The organism is Corynebacterium sp. (assembly GCF_030532715.1).
Classification (GTDB): Bacteria; Actinomycetota; Actinomycetes; order Mycobacteriales; family Mycobacteriaceae; genus Corynebacterium.
The window spans coordinates 40,883-56,640 of sequence record NZ_JAUNKO010000001.1 but is presented as its reverse complement, the minus strand read 5'-3'; the positions used below and the strand labels follow the sequence as shown (position 1 = coordinate 56,640).

The following is a 15,758-nucleotide window of genomic DNA, read 5'->3' as shown; positions in this document are numbered from 1 at the left end:
GATCCTAAAACTTGGCGACGGTGGCTCCGTCGAGGTGTAGGTCGTTGGGTGTTGGGATGGCTGTTCCGGGTAGCGAGGCGGCTGCGGCGCCATACGCTACGGCGGTTTTGAGTGCTTGCGCATGGTCTGCCCCCGTGGTGCGGGACATGACGTAGCCGGCAAGGGTGCTGTCCCCAGCGCCGACGGTGGATACGCATTCGATGCGTGGCGGGGTTGCGATCCACGCGTCGTGTTCGGTGACGAGTGCGGCCCCAGCGGCTCCGAGGGATACCAGCACTTCGGTGATGCCGCGGCGCACAAGGTCTTTGGCCGCTTCGACAACAGCGGCGTATTCTCCCCGCTGGGCCGCCGCTTCCAGCGCTTCGCCGTCGGCGCCGATAAGCTGCCCGAGTTCCAGGCCGTTGGGTTTGAGTAACGACGGCGCGACGCCGCACTCCAAACCGTTGGCCAGCGCGCGCAACGGGCCGTCCGAACTATCGACGGCAATGAGCAGGTCCGGGGCCTTCGAGCGCAGTTTGGCTATGAGGGTGACGTACCAATCCTCCGGGGTGCCTTGTGGGAGGGAACCGGCGAGGATGACTGCGTCGGCGTGGGCTGCGGCGTCGATAAGTACGCGTTCAAGCTCGGCGAGAATGGGGGCGGAAAGCGTTGGCCCCGGCCCGTTGAGCTTGGTGGTTTCGCCGCCCGGGGTGGTCACAGTGGTGTTTGTGCGCACCGTGTCCGGCATGTGGACCGCGTGGTGTGGCACGTCAATGTCGTGCAACAGGCGCAAAAACGGGTCGGCATCCGCGCAGGGAAACACGGCGAGCGTGTCCACTCCGGCGCTGCGGCACGCGCGGGAAATGTTAATCCCCTTGCCGCCGGCCACGCTGAAAACTTGCGTTGCGCGCTGCACCGAGCCGGGCCGCAACGGTTCCGAAAGAACGAGCGTTTGATCGATGCTGGGGTTGGGTGTGAGTGTGAGAATCACGGTTGAATCACCTCAATGTTGTGTGAGCGTAACATCGCGAGAAACCTGGGGGAAGCTTGTTCATCAGTAACTACAACATCGATATCCTCTAGATGCGCGAATGTGACTAAGTACTCACGGTCAAACTTCGAGGAATCGCACAAAACAACAACCGTGGATGCTTGTTGCACCATGGCGCGTTTGACGGCCGCTGCGGTCGGGTCGGGGGTGGATAACCCGTGGCTTTCGGAGACGGCATTTGTGCCCAAAAACGCCAGGTCCGCGCGCAACGAGTCCAGGGTGTTTACCGCTTCCTCGCCGATCACGGAGCGCGTAAACGTGCGCATCGGACCGCCGAGTAAATTCACGCCCGGTACGCCCGTCACCGACAGCGTCATTGCTGCCGGCAGGGAGTTTGTCACCACCGTCCAGCGCTGGTCTGTGTAGCACTGCGCCATCGCATTGGCGAACGCGGCGGTGGTGGTGCCGGCGTCCAAAAACACACTGCCCGCCTGCTCCGGCAGGAGCCGGGTCGCCGCGTGCGCGATCGCGAGTTTTTCGTGCGCGTTGTGCAAGGCGGCTTGATCGAAACTCGGCTCGGTGGCCGCCGGTTGGTCTAACCCCGGCCCATTGTGGAGCTCCGCGGCGTATGGTGCGATGGCACCACCGTGGACTCGGTGCACCAGGTTTTCGGCCTCCAGTGCTTTCAAATCCCGGCGGATGGTTTCTTGGGTGACATCGAATTTTGCGGCCAGCTCAGCGACGCTGGAGTGCCCGTGGGCGACGGTAGCATTGGCGATCTCGTTGCGTCGTTGTGCGACTGTGAACATGCTCACCTCCACGAGCTACTCCGAATCGCTAACAATCGGGCGTGAACAGTCCGCCCGATGTCCGATTTGTTGTGTTTGTCACGGCTTGGTTGGGTTTATGGGTTCCGTCTCTTTCTGTTTACGCCCACTAGTGTGGGTTTGTCAACAGTTGGATGTTTGGTTATTTGCGGACATGTCTGGAATTTAATGTTAGGCTGGGGAAGATATCACCAGTGACCAGACAGAGCAGGAAAGTACCAAAGTGACACAAGACACTGTTTTGAAGGGCACCGCGGTTGTGCCCGGCGTGGCATACGCCGAAGCCGTATGGATCCGCCCCCGCCCCCAATTGCCGAAGGCGGGCGAAGTGGTCGCGGAGGCTGACCGCGACGCCGAATATGAGCGTTTCGTGGCCGCCGCTGACACGGTGGCAGACCGACTGTTGCAGCGTTCCGAGGCCGCCGAAGGGCCAGCCGCAGAGGTGTTGGCCGCGACTGCGGGCATGGTGCGGGACCGGGGTTGGCGTAAAGCTGTCAAGCGCGGCGTTGCCGGCGGGCACCCGGCAGACTATTCAATTGTGACCGCAACCACGAAGTTCATTACCCAGTTTGAGGCTGTGGGTGGCGTGATGGCGGAGCGCGTGACCGATTTGCGGGATATCCGCGACCGCGTAATCGCCGAGCTGCGCGGGGAGGAAGAACCTGGCCTGCCGCAGGTGAACCGCGAGGTGGTGCTGTTTGCGGACGATCTTTCCCCGGCCGATACCGCGGCGCTTGATACGAAGTATTTCACCGCGATGGTCACGGAGTTGGGCGGGCCCACCAGCCACACCGCGATTATCGCCCGTCAGCTCAACGTGCCGTGCATCGTGGCAGCTGGCAAGCAGATCCACGACATTCAGGACGGCGAGCCCGTGCTTGTCGACGGCGCGCTCGGCACCATCACGCGCAACGCCGACCCCGAAGTGGCGAAAACGGCCGTATCGGAGTTCAAGTTGGTGGCCGCTCGTGTGGCCCAGTGGCGTGGCCCCGGCCGCACCAGTGACGGGCACGAAGTGCAGCTGCTGGCCAACGTGCAAGACGGCAACGGTGCTCGCGTGGCCGGTTCCTCCACCCAGGCTGAGGGTGTGGGCTTGTTCCGCACGGAACTGTGCTTCCTCGACGCCACCACCGAACCGACCGTGGAGGAGCAGGCGGCCGTCTACCGCAAAGTCTTCGAAGCTTTCCCGGAGTCCAAGGTTGTGGTTCGTTCCCTGGATGCCGGTTCCGACAAGCCCGTCGCTTTCGCCACGCTCGCTGATGAGGAAAACCCCGCCCTGGGTGTGCGCGGCTTGCGCGTGGCCCGAGCAAACGAGGCGCTGCTGACTCGACAGCTGGACGCCGTGGCCCTGGCGGTTGAGCAGACCGGGCGCAGCGACAAGGCCCCCACCTGGGTCATGGCGCCCATGGTGGCGACGGCGCGCGAAGCCCAGTGGTTTGCCCGGTTGTGCGAGGAGCGCGGCTTGACCGCCGGCGCCATGATTGAAGTCCCCGCCGCCGCGTTGATGGCGGATAAGATCATGCCGTACCTGCATTTTGTGTCCATCGGCACCAATGACCTTACCCAGTACACCATGGCCGCCGACCGGATGTCCCCGCAATTGGCCTACCTGACCGACCCGTGGCAGCCGGCCGTGCTCCGCCTCATCGAGCACACCTGTAAGGAAGGCGAGCGCACGAACACCGCCGTGGGCGTGTGTGGCGAGGCAGCCGCCGACCCGTTGTTGGCGTGCGTGCTCACCGGCCTTGGGGTGAACTCGTTGTCGTGCGCCTCCACCGCCATCGCCGGCGTGGGCGCCCAATTAGCAGCGGTGGATTTGGACCTGTGCAAGCAGGCAGCCGAAGCCGCCCTCAATGCCGAAGGCGCCACCGAAGCCCGCGCCGCAGTCCGGGAAGTGATCCAACCCAAGTAGGGTGCGTTTACGCTCATCCCGAGACTCTACAAGGCCCCGCCACGCACATGGTGCGCGGCGGGGCCTTTGGGTGCGAGAAGCCGCTAGCGGAGCTGCGTGCAGCTGATTGCCGTGTGCTGGACAAGATCAGGGGTGGGCAGGAAGTTGTCCCACTCGCTGCCCTGAGCTTGGGCGTATGCCAAGGCGCAGCTGAGGCGTTGGGCGGCGGGGTTGTCGTCGGCGGCGGCCATGAGATAGCCGGCGAGGAAACTCTCCCGCCAGTGAATGCCTTGGCGCCCAGCCGGGCTATCGCTGGAGGCCGACCACGCCTCGGATTCGTTGACCAGGATGGCCCGCGACCGGCCAGCGGTGACAAGGACCTCGGGCACGCCGGAGGCGACGAGCTCGGCTGCGGCGGCGAGGAGCGCGTCGTCGTGAAGCTCTTGGAGGTTGCGGCCAGTGATGGTGGCCAAATCCGTATGGGTGACCACCAGCACGTCCGGGTGGGTGACGGACAGTTGGCGCACCAACGCTTGCAACGCGGCACCCTCAGTGGCTACCGCAATGCGCGTGGTCGGGTGATACAAGGTCAGTGCGCGGATCACATCCACGTACCACGCGGCGGTGGCAACGTCCGGAAGTGGGCCACCCAGCAGCACCCACGATGCGTGTTCAGCTTGGGCGACGGTGAGGTCCCGCAGCATGGCCAATTGCGTGGTATCCAGCGGCATCGGCGGATCCTTGAGCACAGTGACTGCGCCTGCCGGGTCCGTCAGCGTGTAATGCATTTGGATGGGCCCCGGTACGGCAACAAAGCGGTGCGGCGTGCCGGTGACCGCCATGAGCCGCATATAGTGGCTGATCTCGGGGGCGGGGAAAATCGCCATGGTGTCCCGACCCGCCCGGTAGAGCGTGTGCGTGACGTTGACGCCAACGCCGCCGGGGACGGTGGATACGTCGCGGAGATCGTACACTTTCTCCGGCGCCAACGCTTCCGTCGTGGTCGCGGTACGGTCCAACGACGGCACCGGGGTCAACGTGAGAATCATTCCGCAAGCACCACCTGAATCTCACGGTCGCGCAGCGAATTCACAAAGGATTCGGGGGCGGCGGCATCGGTGATCACAACGTCAATATCGTCAATCCCGGAGAAACTCACCAAGTAGTCGCACCCCATCTTGGTGGAGTCGCACAACACCACAACCTTGTTGGCGTTGGTAATCATGGCGCGCTTGACGGCGGCTTCCTGGGAATCCGCGGTGGACAGCCCGTGGTCCAACGTGAGCGCATTGGTGCCGATAAACGCAACGTCCGCACGCATCAGTGCGAGGGTGCGCAGCGCGGTGTCGCCCACCACCGCCTGGGTGATGGCGCGGACGCTGCCACCGAGCAGCTGCACCTCGTCAAGGCCGGCGGCGGCGAGGTGCATGGCGATCGGCAGGCAATTCGTCACAATCGACCACTGGCGCGCGTTGGGGCGCTCCGCAATCAGGTCCGCCAGCGCGGCGAGCGTCGTTCCGGCGTCGAGAAACATGCCGCCTTGCGCATCCGGCAGAAACTCCAGCGCTGCCCGGGCGATCGCCGATTTGGCTGTCGACGCCGATTTCGCCCGGGTATCCACGGAAAACTCCGTGGTTTGAAAATTCTGGCTTGCCACCGCGCCGCCGTGGACCCGGTGGACGGAACCATCGGCGTCCAATACTGCGAGGTCACGGCGGATGGTTTCCGCAGTGACATCGAAGCGGGCAGCAAGTTCGGTGACGTTGACGCGTCCTTCGACGGCGGTGAGGGAAGCGATTTGTCGGCGGCGTTCCTCGGCGTACATGCGAAACCTCAATTCAAAAACATGGCGTGGGTTTTGTGCCCGTTTCTGTGACCAAGTGTCGCATGAAGCGAGGTTCAAGTGGGCATTCGAAGCGTGGTTTCGGTAGAAAATCCACAAATGTGGGGGTGGTTTTATCTCCGAATGCCCGATGTTTTAGATCTTGCGGATCAGGGACACGACAATCCCGAGGATTTCCGCGTCCTCGCCGGAGATCGGGGAGAAGGCATCATTGTGCGGCAGCAACCACACGCCGGTAGCGTCCGTGTGGAACTCCTTGACCGTTGCTTCGCCCTCGATCATGGCGGCGACGAATTCGCCTTGCTCCGCGACGGGTTGGGAGCGTACGACAACCCAGTCCCCATCCAAGATGCCGGCGTCCTTCATGGATTCCCCGACAACCTGCAGCATGTACAGTTCACCTTCGCCCACGATGTGGGACGGCATTGCGAAATAATCCTCCACGTTTTCCTCGGCGAGGATCGGGGCGCCCGCGGCGATGGAACCCACGACGGGAATAAAGTGCGCTTCCGAGCTTTCCGGATCGTGCGGATTTTCCAAATCCTTCGGACGTGGTTTCGGTCCGGCCTTCGGCGGGACCGCCCCAGGCAAGTGTCGGACGTCTACTGCGCGCGGCTTGTTCGGGTCGCGGCGCAAAAAGCCCTTCTTCTCCAGCTCGCGAAGCTGGTAGGCGACGGACGAAGTGGATTGCAACCCAGCAGCGTCTCCAATTTCGCGAATGCTCGGCGGGTAGCCGCGCAGGACAACAGCATCACGAATGACCTCAAGGATTCGACGTTGCCTTTCGGACAAGGAGGACATATCAAGCTTTGGTTGCTTGTTGGTCATAAGGATCAACTCCAATTGGGGAAGTAGAAGAATAGGGGAAAATCCCCCGCGGGTAACGAAATGCTTCAGTGGTGAAACGACCGACATGAGGCGTCAACCGAGACGAGCGTTGAGATCAACTCAAACTGCAACCTCTTGCCAACTCAGACTACCTCAAATATTCGCGAGTTTGGTCGCCTGTTCGAAAAATTCAGGAGATTGCTAAACACGCTTATGTTCGTGGAAATATTCCTCGAACAAAGATACTGTTTAAAACAAATATTCGGTTCCACCTAGCAGTACAGCTACCGAGAAATTAAATTGGTTACTATCAAAAATGGTATTGAGTAGTACGCAACTCTGCTTTTTGCCTGTTGCCAGCAAGAATACACCCTTACAAGGGGGTAGTGGGGGCGAATAGTTGGACGCTTTTGGGCTTTGCGCGTTTGAGGTTTTTCCGGTCGTTTCAATCCCTATTCGAACATTGGGCTCGCAAAAAAGAACGCTTGTGCACAACTGGCTAAGTGTTTTGCAAGAGCCGAAACTGGCGGTGCGAAATTCGATTGTGGGCGGCGTGAATGCTCCCGATGGTATGTTCGACAGAAAAGTTGCAGCTCGCGGCTCGGATCGTGGCCCATCGGGCGCGGGATCCGCTCCCACCGTGCGTGGCGCATCGAAGGTACCCTCCGCGCCCGCAGCTCAAGGGTTGATTGCAGACTCATGCTGAGCGTGCCGAGGGGGATACGATGGGATGGTTCCTAGATAAACGCGGTCGATTCAACGATGACTCAAAGGGGTGCGGCATGCATTGTCCGTTCTGTCAACAACGCGGTTCCCGAGTGATTGATAGTCGGGTGATTGACGGCGGTTCCGCGATTCGCCGGCGGCGCGAATGTGTGGAGTGTAATGGGCGTTTCACTACCGTGGAAAAGGCGGTGCTGTTGGTGGTGAAGCGCAACGGGGTCACTGAGCCGTTTAGCCGAGAGAAGGTGATCACAGGCGTGCGGCGCGCCTGTCAAGGGCGCGACGTGTCCGACGACGCATTAAAACGCCTTGCCCAAGAGGTGGAGGAAACCGTGCGTGCGCATGGAAGTTCTCAGGTCAACGCCAACGAGATTGGGTTGGCCATTTTGGAACCGCTGCGCGAACTCGACGAAGTGGGCTATTTGCGGTTCGCTAGTGTGTACAAGTCGTTCGAAAGTGCGGATGACTTCGAATCGGAAATTCGCTTGATGCGCAGGCGGGCTCGCCAAGAGTAGCGTTTCCAACGGTCGGCGCCGCGTGCCGGTATCGGCGCCTAGCGACGCCGCCCGCGGCCCAAGCGAAACTTACCGCTCACGCAGCTTATCTACCGCCTTTTCGATGCGCCGCACGGACACAGGATGGGCAGTGCCCAATCGTTGTGCGAATAGGCTGACTCGGAGTTCTTCGATCATCCAGTAGATGTCTTTCACCTCTCGGGTTTTCTCACGGCCTACGGGGAGCTTCTTTAACGTGGCTTCTAGGTATTCTCTGGCTTGCGTTATGGAATCTTGCAGGTCCGCATCACGATCTGGGTCGCGGTCCATATCCGCAAGGCGTTGGGACATTGCGGCGAAGTATCGAGGCAAGTGCTGCAGGCGCCCGGTCCCGTGAATACACACCGCGCGCGGCGGTAGCAGGAACTCCAATTGGCGTTGCATATCGTCGATGGATTCGCCAGTCCAAGCGGACAATTCTTCCCGCACATGCAGGTAATCCACCAGGGCGGGGGCCATGGTCACCACGGTGCGGCGCACCAACGCGGGCACCTGCGGGGCGACACGTTCGCGCAATGCGGCGAATTCGGCTGGGTCACGCACGGGACCGCCAGCGGCGATCATGGCGTCCCGAATTGCCGCGATTCGCGCATCCTCAACCAGTCCTTCAACCCCTCCATGGGGGTAATTTTCTAAGGCTACGCGCTGTTTCAACGGCAACCCATTCGCCATATTTTTCACATTCACGCTGATTTCCCGCATGAGCAACGTCAGTGTGGCGGTCATCATCGCGGCGTCGGCACTCGCCTTGGTGGGGAACACTTCAACGGCCACACCCTGCGGCGTTGCGGTCAACGCGGGGTAGGCAATCACCTCTTGGCCGTCCACGGTGGTGAGCACCTCCGCGGCGATCGTGCCCAAGGTATCCGCAGTCCACTGCGGCGCGCTCTCGGTCTCGTTGTGCCTGCTCACGCGGCTCACCGACGAGCGGATATGGCCCGCCTGGCGGCCACGAAGCGCGTTGAGGTCCTTGTCACGATCGATAATTTGTCCGCGTTTATCCACGGCGGCGAAGGAGACGCGGAGATGGTCGGGCAGGGCGTCGAAACGAAAATCCTCAGCGCTAATGCCGCTGCCGCCGAAACCGCGCAACGTATCGGCAAGTTGTTCGGCTAGCGGGGAGTGGTAGGGATGCAAAAGCGGTAACGCGCGTTCCGCAAACTCCGGGGCGGGCACCACCGAACGCCGCAACGGCTTCGGCAGGGTACGAATCAACGCGGTAATCAACTCCAAGCGCAGACCCGGTACCAACCATTCGAAATTATCTGCCTGCAACCCCGCTAACAACGGCACCGGCACTCGCACGGTCACGCCGTCCTCCGCGGTGCCGGGTTCGAAATGGTACGTCAAGTCGAACTCGAGGCTGCCTTGCCGCCACGTGTTTGGAAAAGCTTGCTCCGAGACAGTCTCGGCGGACTCGTTGATCAACGCGTTCGGATCGAAATCAAGCAATTCCGGCTGTTGTTTGCGCCGCTTTTTCCACCAAGAATCGAACGTGGCGCCGGTGGTGATCGTCGCCGGGAGGCGGGCATCATAAAACGCGAAGAGGGTATCTTCATCCACCACGATGTCGCGGCGGCGGGCCTTATGCTCCAGCGTCGCCGCCGCCTCCAACTTGCGTCGGTTGTTGTGGAAAAACTCGTGGTGGGTGCGCCAATCACCCTCCACCAACGCATGGCGGATAAACATGTCCCGCGCCGCAGCCGCATCGACCCGGTGATAAGGCACGCGCCGGTCTGCCACAATCGTCACCCCGTACAGCGTGGACTTTTGGTACGCCATCGCCGCTGCCCGCTTCGCGGACCAGTGCGGTTCTGAAAACTGGTGCTTGAGCAGCCCGGCCGCAATATCCTCCACCCACGCGGGTTCGATTTTGGCCACATCACGCGCCCACAGCCGTGAGGTTTCCACCAACTCGGCGGCCATTAAAAATTGCGGTGGTTTTTTCGCCACACCGGAACCGGGAAACACCATAAAGCGCGCGCCTCGGGCGCCTTGAAATTCCTTGGATTCCCCAATCCTCATGCCAATATGGGACAGCAACCCGGCCAGCAGCGCCTGGTGGATGGCGTCAGGATTCGGCTCGCCAGCCACCTCGCCGCCGCGGGTCCAACCCAGTTCACCGGTGATGCCGCGCAGCTGGCGCACCAAATCCCACCACTCGCGGATGCGCATATAGTGCAGGAATTCCGCCTTGGCACGCTTGCGGAAAGCGTTGCCGGAGGATTCCGAACGTACCTGCTGAATGTAGTCCCAGAGGGCGAGGTAGGACAGGAAGTCGCTCCCGCTGACTTTAAAGCGTGCGTGCGATTGATCCGCTTGCGCCTGAAATTCCAGGGGGCGTTCGCGAACGTCTTGAATGGTCAGTGCCGCAACAATAATGGTGACTGCGTCGAGGCAACCCAAGTGTTGCGCTTGCACCAGCATCCGCGCCAGCCGCGGATCCACCGGAATGTTAGCCAGGGTGTGGCCGATGCGGGTAAGAGTGATTTGTTCGGCGGCGGCGTTTTCTTCCAATGCGCCGAGTTCATGCAGGAGCAGTAAGCCGTCGCGGATCGCCCGGTGATCCGGCGCCTGCACGAACGGGAACTCGGTAATGTCGCCGAGCCGCAGGGCGGCCATGCGCAGAATCACGCTGGCGAGGTTGGTGCGCAGGATCTCCGGATCTGTAAACTCTGGGCGCGCTAGAAAATCCTCTTCCGAATACAGGCGGATTGCGATGCCGTCGGCGATGCGCCCACACCGGCCGGACCGCTGGTTCGCGCTCGCCTGGGAAATCGGTTCAATGGGCAGCCGTTGTACTTTCGTGCGCGCCGAATAGCGGGAAATACGCGCCGTGCCCGTGTCTACCACATAGTGAATGCCTGGCACAGTGAGCGAGGTTTCCGCGATGTTGGTGGCCAGTACGATGCGCCGTTTTGCGTGCGGGGCGAACACGCGGTGCTGTTCCTCGTTGGAGAGCCGACCGAATAGGGGAGTGACTTCCACCCCGGACCAGTGTTTGCCGGCGATGGTGTCCATGGCGTCCCGGATGTCCCGCTCGCTGGGAAAGAAGCACAGGATGTCTCCCGGCCCTTCGCGCATCAGTTCCTCGAGGGCGGCACACACACCGTCGATGGGGTCGATGTCCGTCAGGCGACCATTGCGCTCTACTTGCAGTGGGCGGTATCGCACCTCCACCGGATAGGTGCGCCCGGAGACTTCGATAATAGGTGCGGGATTTCCCTGGGCGTCCGCGAAGTGCTCGGCGAAACGTTCGGGGTCGATAGTGGCCGAAGTGATGATCACCTTCAAGTCTGGCCGTTGCGGCAGGATCTGCTTGACATATCCCAACAAGAAATCGATGTTGAGGCTACGTTCGTGAGCTTCGTCGATAATGATGGTGTCGTAGGCGTGCAATAACCTATCCCGCTGCAATTCCGCGAGCAGGATACCGTCGGTCATGAGTTTGATTGCGGTGGTGGGGGAGACGCGGTCGTCGAAACGAATTGCGTAACCCACCGTGGTGCCGATGGGCTGGCCCAACTCGCTGGCAATGCGCTCCGCTACGGTGCGTGCGGCAAGGCGACGTGGTTGCGTGTGCCCAATGCGACCCCGCACACCGCGCCCAAGTTCCAAACAGATTTTTGGTATTTGTGTGGTTTTGCCGGACCCGGTTTCGCCGGCGATAATCACCACTTGGTGTTGCGAAATTGCCTCCGCAATATCCTGCTTGCGTGCGCTCACCGGTAACTGCTGCGGGTAGGTGAGCTCCGGAATTGTCGACGCTCGCGCCGCTACCGCAACTCTCGCAGCATCAATGTCCGAAGCAATTGCCGCAAACGCTTTCGGTGAGCGTGCTTTGCTCAGGCGGCGGCGAAACCTGCGCGCATCCGCAATGGAAACATATTCGAGCAATTTGTACAGCTCGCGTTTTGTCGGCGGTTGGTGAGGATCGGAGTTTGTTGAGGCGGATGCGGGGTGCGCAGAGGAGTTAGGCATAACAATCTCCAGATTCTACCGAGAGTGCGCGAGCAGGAATAACTGAGTGTGCCGTTCGGAATCTTCGCATGTGTGAATAGCGGGAGGTTAGTGCCTGGTAGCAACTTTGCCGTCACTGTGATGAAACTCTGCCATTGCGGAAGTGCACGCGGCACCGATGCGCCCAAAACCAGAATTCCTGGAATGTTGTGAATGGAACGCGAAAACGTAACAGTGCATTCAATAATTAGGCCAAAGAGTTATCTATTCAAAATTCCATTGGGTTCGATGGAAAGCTAAACTATTGCTATGGATGATATTCGGGTGCTTGGTGAGGATCATATTCCCACCCTCAAACTCAGCCACGCCGCAACAGTGGAAACCGCGGCTGATCGGGCAATTGTCCATGTTGAAGTTCGGGTAAATATTCGAGAACAAAAATCAAGCCTGCCAAAAACCACCGTGGTGGATAATGTGCGTTCGGTACTCGCAGCATGTCCACTGCTTGACGGTGGCGGGGAATCCATCCAGCAATGTTTCGATCATAAAGATCGCAGCAGTACACTGTGGAATTTCACGCTGGTGGCCGAACCCGCCAATGACCCTCAAGTGCGCGCCGAATTGCAGGAAGTTATTTCGCGGCTCGCGGGCGTGGAGCACTGCCATATCACGGGCCCCGAGTGGGAACTTTCTGCCCCGACCCGCGCCGAAGCCGAAACCCGCGCCCACACCCGCGCAGTGCGCACAGCCTATGACCGCGCGCAGCACATTGCCGCGGAGCTGGGCTACGAAGTCGCTGGCCTCGCGCAGCTCGACGCCGCCCACCACCAGCGTGACCCGCACGTGTTGTCCGAGTCGATGGAGTTTGCGGCCAGGGGCGTGAAATCGCGGGTGCCGGCGCGCGTATTGGAGGTGGGCGTTCGGCCGCCCATGCTTCCCGTAACAGGGGCGATTGACGCGGTGTTTACCCTGCGGCGGCGGGCTGAACCCATTCGTTGAAGAGGAGATGACGGACTATGACGCAATACCCTCAAAACCCCGACAGTTACCCCACACGCGGATCAGGAGAACCGCACCTCAAAGAAGCGTTGAGTTATGGTTTCAACGCCACGTTTAAAAACCCGAGCTTTTGGTTGGTGCTCAGCACAATCCTGCTGGTTGGCTCAATGATCGTTGGTATGATTTGGGGATTCATGATCGCCGCGCCGTCGGGAGGCAACGCGTCAGGCGATTGGACGTCGAGCTCGCCGCAGAGCTTCGGTGAAGTGGTGTTTGGGGGTGTCACCAACATCGTTGTTGGGGTATTTATGCTGCTGATGTCCCTCGTATTGTTGAATGCCGCATTGCGCAACGTCGGTGGGGAGCAACCCAGTTTCAGCCGGCTGCTGGAAATCCCGAACTTCAAAACGGTGCTGATTGTCGGCCTTGTGGAAGTTGCCGTTGTCGTTGTTGGCGCGTTTTTCGTCGACCTTGTTGCGCTGTCAACGACGAAGGCAACAGCGGCGTCGACAAGCTCCGGTGAGGTTGCGATGACGGTAACCACAGGGGCGCTTATCCAATTAGTGTTATCGCTGGCGCTCACGCTCATCACTCCGCTCACCACGTTCTGGAAATACGTTGCGCTCGACGGCAACACCGACGTCCGCGAATGCATCAAGCAAGGCTTTGCAATCGGCCGAAAACACTACGTCAAAATCCTCGGATATTTGATCATTGTCGGCTTGCTGGCCATCCCCGCCGCACTTATGTGTGGCCTCGGCATGATCGTATGGATCCCCGTAGCAGTGCTCATGAGCGCCTACCTGTTCCGCGAAATGACCGGCGGACCATTGCAACATATTGCGTAACAAAGCAGAGTTTTCATCGCGTTAAAGGAGTCCGCTGTTGGTTGAAAACAGCCCAAATAATTCCCCGGCAGACGGGCAGCCGCCCGTGCCAACAAGCCACGGAGTGCCGTGGGATTTCGAGCAACCGATAGGGCAACCCGCACAGTACCCATACGGCAGCGCCCCAACTGGCAGTTTTCCACCGGGGCCAACCCCGGAACAACCACCGGCGGACTCGCAACGCAACCTCCTGCCGTTTTCGCGTCTCAACGTCTCTGCGGCCATGGCCAGCGCCACCACATCGTTGCTTAACACCCCATGGCTGTGGCTACTCGTAGCCGTAATCTGGTGTTTGCAATACCTCGCCGAACGGATCGTGGAAGTCATTGTGACCAGCGCTTCCATCGGCGGGGTAATAAGCACCGTGGTTGGTACCGCCATCCACCTCCTACCAATCAGCGCAGTGATCGTCGTGCTGTACCGCGTGGCTTACGCGCGCGTCGCTGGCGAACCAATGACCTGGCGGCAGTGGTTCACTTGGAATCAATTCGGAGTGGCGGTCATACTGGCGGCGGTCATGCGACTCATCGAACCCGTGATGCTATGGATAGCCATCTACGGTTACTCCGTGTGGGAAAACTTCCAACCAGACGACTACCGCACCGTCTTCTACCTTCCACTGTCCATGTACTTCGAAATGCCGCGTTTTCTCAGCGTCTTCCTCGTATCTTTAGTGGCGATGCTGCTCTTTCCCGCATTTGAAGGAAACAATTTCTCCGAATCGTTCCGCGCTGGGTTGCGCATCGGCCTGAAGTACTACGTGGTCATCTTTATCGTGGTATTCGCCTTATGGGTGATTACCATGATCACCGGCCTGTTCGTCCTTGACCTCACCCGCCAGCCGTCAATGCGGCCGGACTTCATCGTCCCACTGCTACTGATGCCATGGTGCGCGGTCTTCTATGCCCACATTTACCGCCAAGCGACGCACAAATATGTGGCGAAACCTGCAACGAAGCGCAGTGGTACCGCCTAGGACACGCTGGAAGTTTCGTATGCTCGGCGCACGATATCGGCAAGCTGTTGGAACTCTTCGCTGCGGATGGAGGAAGCGCGGAACACCAGGCCGACGTTTCGTTGAGCCGCGACGCTGGGGGCGAAGCTGGCGGTGGCCAAGCCAACTCGGTTGCATTCGGTATTCACGGCGCTTTGCGGAACTAATGTGGCACCCAGCCCGCCGATGACGCATTGGATGACGGTAGGCAAGCTGGAAGCCCGCGTAGCGTTTGAGGTAATCGAAGTGTTGCTCATTTCCGCGGTGCGACACAAATCCATCACTTGGTCACGGAGACAGTGCCCGTCATCAAGGAGGAGCAAGTTGAGTTCCTTGAGCGCGTGCAGGGACAGGTCTTTGCGCCCAGCGAAGGGGTGCCCCTCGGGGATGACCACCGTGAATGGTTCAGAGTAGGCCGGAATTTCCTGCATGCCTGGGGCGTCGGAAGGCAACGCCATCACTGCGACGTCGATAGCCCCATCGCGGAGTTGTTCTAACAGGCCGCGAGTTTGGTTTTCCACAATCCGCGGCTCCAACGTGGGCAACTCAATGGCGGTGAGCCGAAGGAACGCCGGGAGAATATACGGGGCGATTGTGGGAATCATCCCGATGGTTAACGGCCCAGTGAGGCTGCCGCGGGCACCCCGAGCGTGCGCTAAAAACGCGTCCGCGTCGTCGAGCGTCGCTTTGGCGAGCGGCAGCAGCGACTCCCCGATGGGGGTCACAATCACACGCCGAGTCGAACGTTCGATCAGTTGTACCCCGAGGCCGTTTTCTAACGCCGCAAGTGCCTGGGATAGGGAGGGTTGCGAAATTGAAAGTTTGGCAGCCGCGATGCCAAAGTGTTTGTTCTCTGCCACGGTGACGAAGGTGCGAAGCTGCGCCAGCGTTGGTCGGTACTCTTTACTGTTCATGCTTCTGCCAACCTAGCACATGATTCCGACTGCATTCCTGCTCTAAGTTACCTCTGTATGCAGGGAATTTGCAGCGAATGGCAGCCTTGCTCGATGGTTCGGGCGCCGGCTGCATGGTTTGCGCGACGGCAGCTTGGAAACGCGGCGGCGGGGATCGCGGCAGCGCGCCCAAACGCGCCCGAAACGGCCCACACGTGTCCGAAATTGTCCGCACGCACCCGATAACACTCTCGCGTCACCGTGGCCGGGCTTTTGTTGGGCGGTTCGGTGTGCTCGAAAGATTTGCGCATCAACTCAGTGTGGGTGATCTAAATCACTTGCTATGGGTGTACCGTGGGGGTGTGGGTATTGTTGAACAATACTTGGCG

12 protein-coding genes are annotated in these 15,758 nt (G+C 60.2%); 5 read left to right on the top strand and 7 right to left on the bottom strand.

The annotated features are described in order from the left end of the window. Positions 1-4 precede the first annotated feature (4 nt). Positions 5-970 carry a 1-phosphofructokinase family hexose kinase gene (locus Q4D83_RS00260; RefSeq protein ID WP_303171971.1) on the bottom strand — a complete coding sequence of 322 codons (966 nt, stop codon included), beginning with the start codon at positions 968-970 and terminating at the stop codon, positions 5-7. Next, the gene (locus Q4D83_RS00255; protein ID WP_303171969.1) at positions 967-1,779 is read right to left on the bottom strand and encodes a DeoR/GlpR family DNA-binding transcription regulator; all 813 of its coding nucleotides are present in this window, start codon (positions 1,777-1,779) and stop codon (positions 967-969) included. The genes Q4D83_RS00260 and Q4D83_RS00255 overlap by 4 nt, the downstream gene beginning before the upstream one ends. Before the next feature lie 241 nt (positions 1,780-2,020). Between Q4D83_RS00255 and ptsP the strand changes: the two genes are divergently transcribed. Next, entirely contained in the window at positions 2,021-3,709 is a 1,689-nt protein-coding gene (gene ptsP, locus Q4D83_RS00250; protein ID WP_303171967.1) for a phosphoenolpyruvate--protein phosphotransferase, read from the top strand. 83 nt (positions 3,710-3,792) lie between these two features. Here ptsP and Q4D83_RS00245 read toward each other — a convergent pair whose 3' ends face one another. The 3 genes from Q4D83_RS00245 to lexA form a co-directional block, all read right to left on the bottom strand. Then, positions 3,793-4,737, bottom strand: coding sequence for a PfkB family carbohydrate kinase (locus Q4D83_RS00245; protein ID WP_303171965.1), 945 nt, complete (start codon positions 4,735-4,737; stop codon positions 3,793-3,795). Then, entirely contained in the window at positions 4,734-5,513 is a 780-nt protein-coding gene (locus tag Q4D83_RS00240; protein ID WP_303171962.1) for a DeoR/GlpR family DNA-binding transcription regulator, read from the bottom strand. Before Q4D83_RS00240 ends, Q4D83_RS00245 begins: the two co-directional genes overlap by 4 nt. A 153-nt stretch (positions 5,514-5,666) precedes the next feature. After that, positions 5,667-6,359, bottom strand: a complete 693-nt coding sequence (gene lexA, locus Q4D83_RS00235; protein ID WP_303171960.1) for a transcriptional repressor LexA — start codon at positions 6,357-6,359, stop codon at positions 5,667-5,669. A gap of 782 nt (positions 6,360-7,141) precedes the next feature. Between lexA and nrdR the strand changes: the two genes are divergently transcribed. Beyond that, positions 7,142-7,597, top strand: a complete 456-nt coding sequence (nrdR, locus tag Q4D83_RS00230) for a transcriptional regulator NrdR (RefSeq protein ID WP_303171958.1) — start codon at positions 7,142-7,144, stop codon at positions 7,595-7,597. A gap of 69 nt (positions 7,598-7,666) precedes the next feature. On the opposite strand, the gene hrpA is transcribed toward nrdR, so the two are convergent. Next, positions 7,667-11,617 (bottom strand): ATP-dependent RNA helicase HrpA, encoded by a 3,951-nt coding sequence (gene hrpA, locus Q4D83_RS00225; RefSeq protein WP_303171956.1) that lies wholly within the window; start codon positions 11,615-11,617, stop codon positions 7,667-7,669. A gap of 288 nt (positions 11,618-11,905) precedes the next feature. Here hrpA and Q4D83_RS00220 point away from each other — a divergent pair, with 288 nt between their 5' ends. From Q4D83_RS00220 to Q4D83_RS00210, 3 genes are read left to right on the top strand one after another with little or no spacing between them, the layout of a single operon-like run. Then, positions 11,906-12,595, top strand: a complete 690-nt coding sequence (locus Q4D83_RS00220; protein ID WP_303171954.1) for an SIMPL domain-containing protein — start codon at positions 11,906-11,908, stop codon at positions 12,593-12,595. Positions 12,596-12,612: 17 nt separating this feature from the next. Beyond that, the gene (locus Q4D83_RS00215) at positions 12,613-13,443 is read left to right on the top strand and encodes a hypothetical protein (RefSeq protein WP_303171952.1); all 831 of its coding nucleotides are present in this window, start codon (positions 12,613-12,615) and stop codon (positions 13,441-13,443) included. 37 nt (positions 13,444-13,480) lie between these two features. Beyond that, positions 13,481-14,458 (top strand): hypothetical protein, encoded by a 978-nt coding sequence (locus tag Q4D83_RS00210; protein WP_303171949.1) that lies wholly within the window; start codon positions 13,481-13,483, stop codon positions 14,456-14,458. Here the strand turns inward: Q4D83_RS00210 and Q4D83_RS00205 are convergent. Then, positions 14,455-15,390, bottom strand: a complete 936-nt coding sequence (locus tag Q4D83_RS00205) for a hydrogen peroxide-inducible genes activator (RefSeq protein ID WP_303171946.1) — start codon at positions 15,388-15,390, stop codon at positions 14,455-14,457. The two genes, Q4D83_RS00210 and Q4D83_RS00205, sit on opposite strands and share 4 nt — an antisense overlap. Positions 15,391-15,758: the final 368 nt, after the last annotated feature.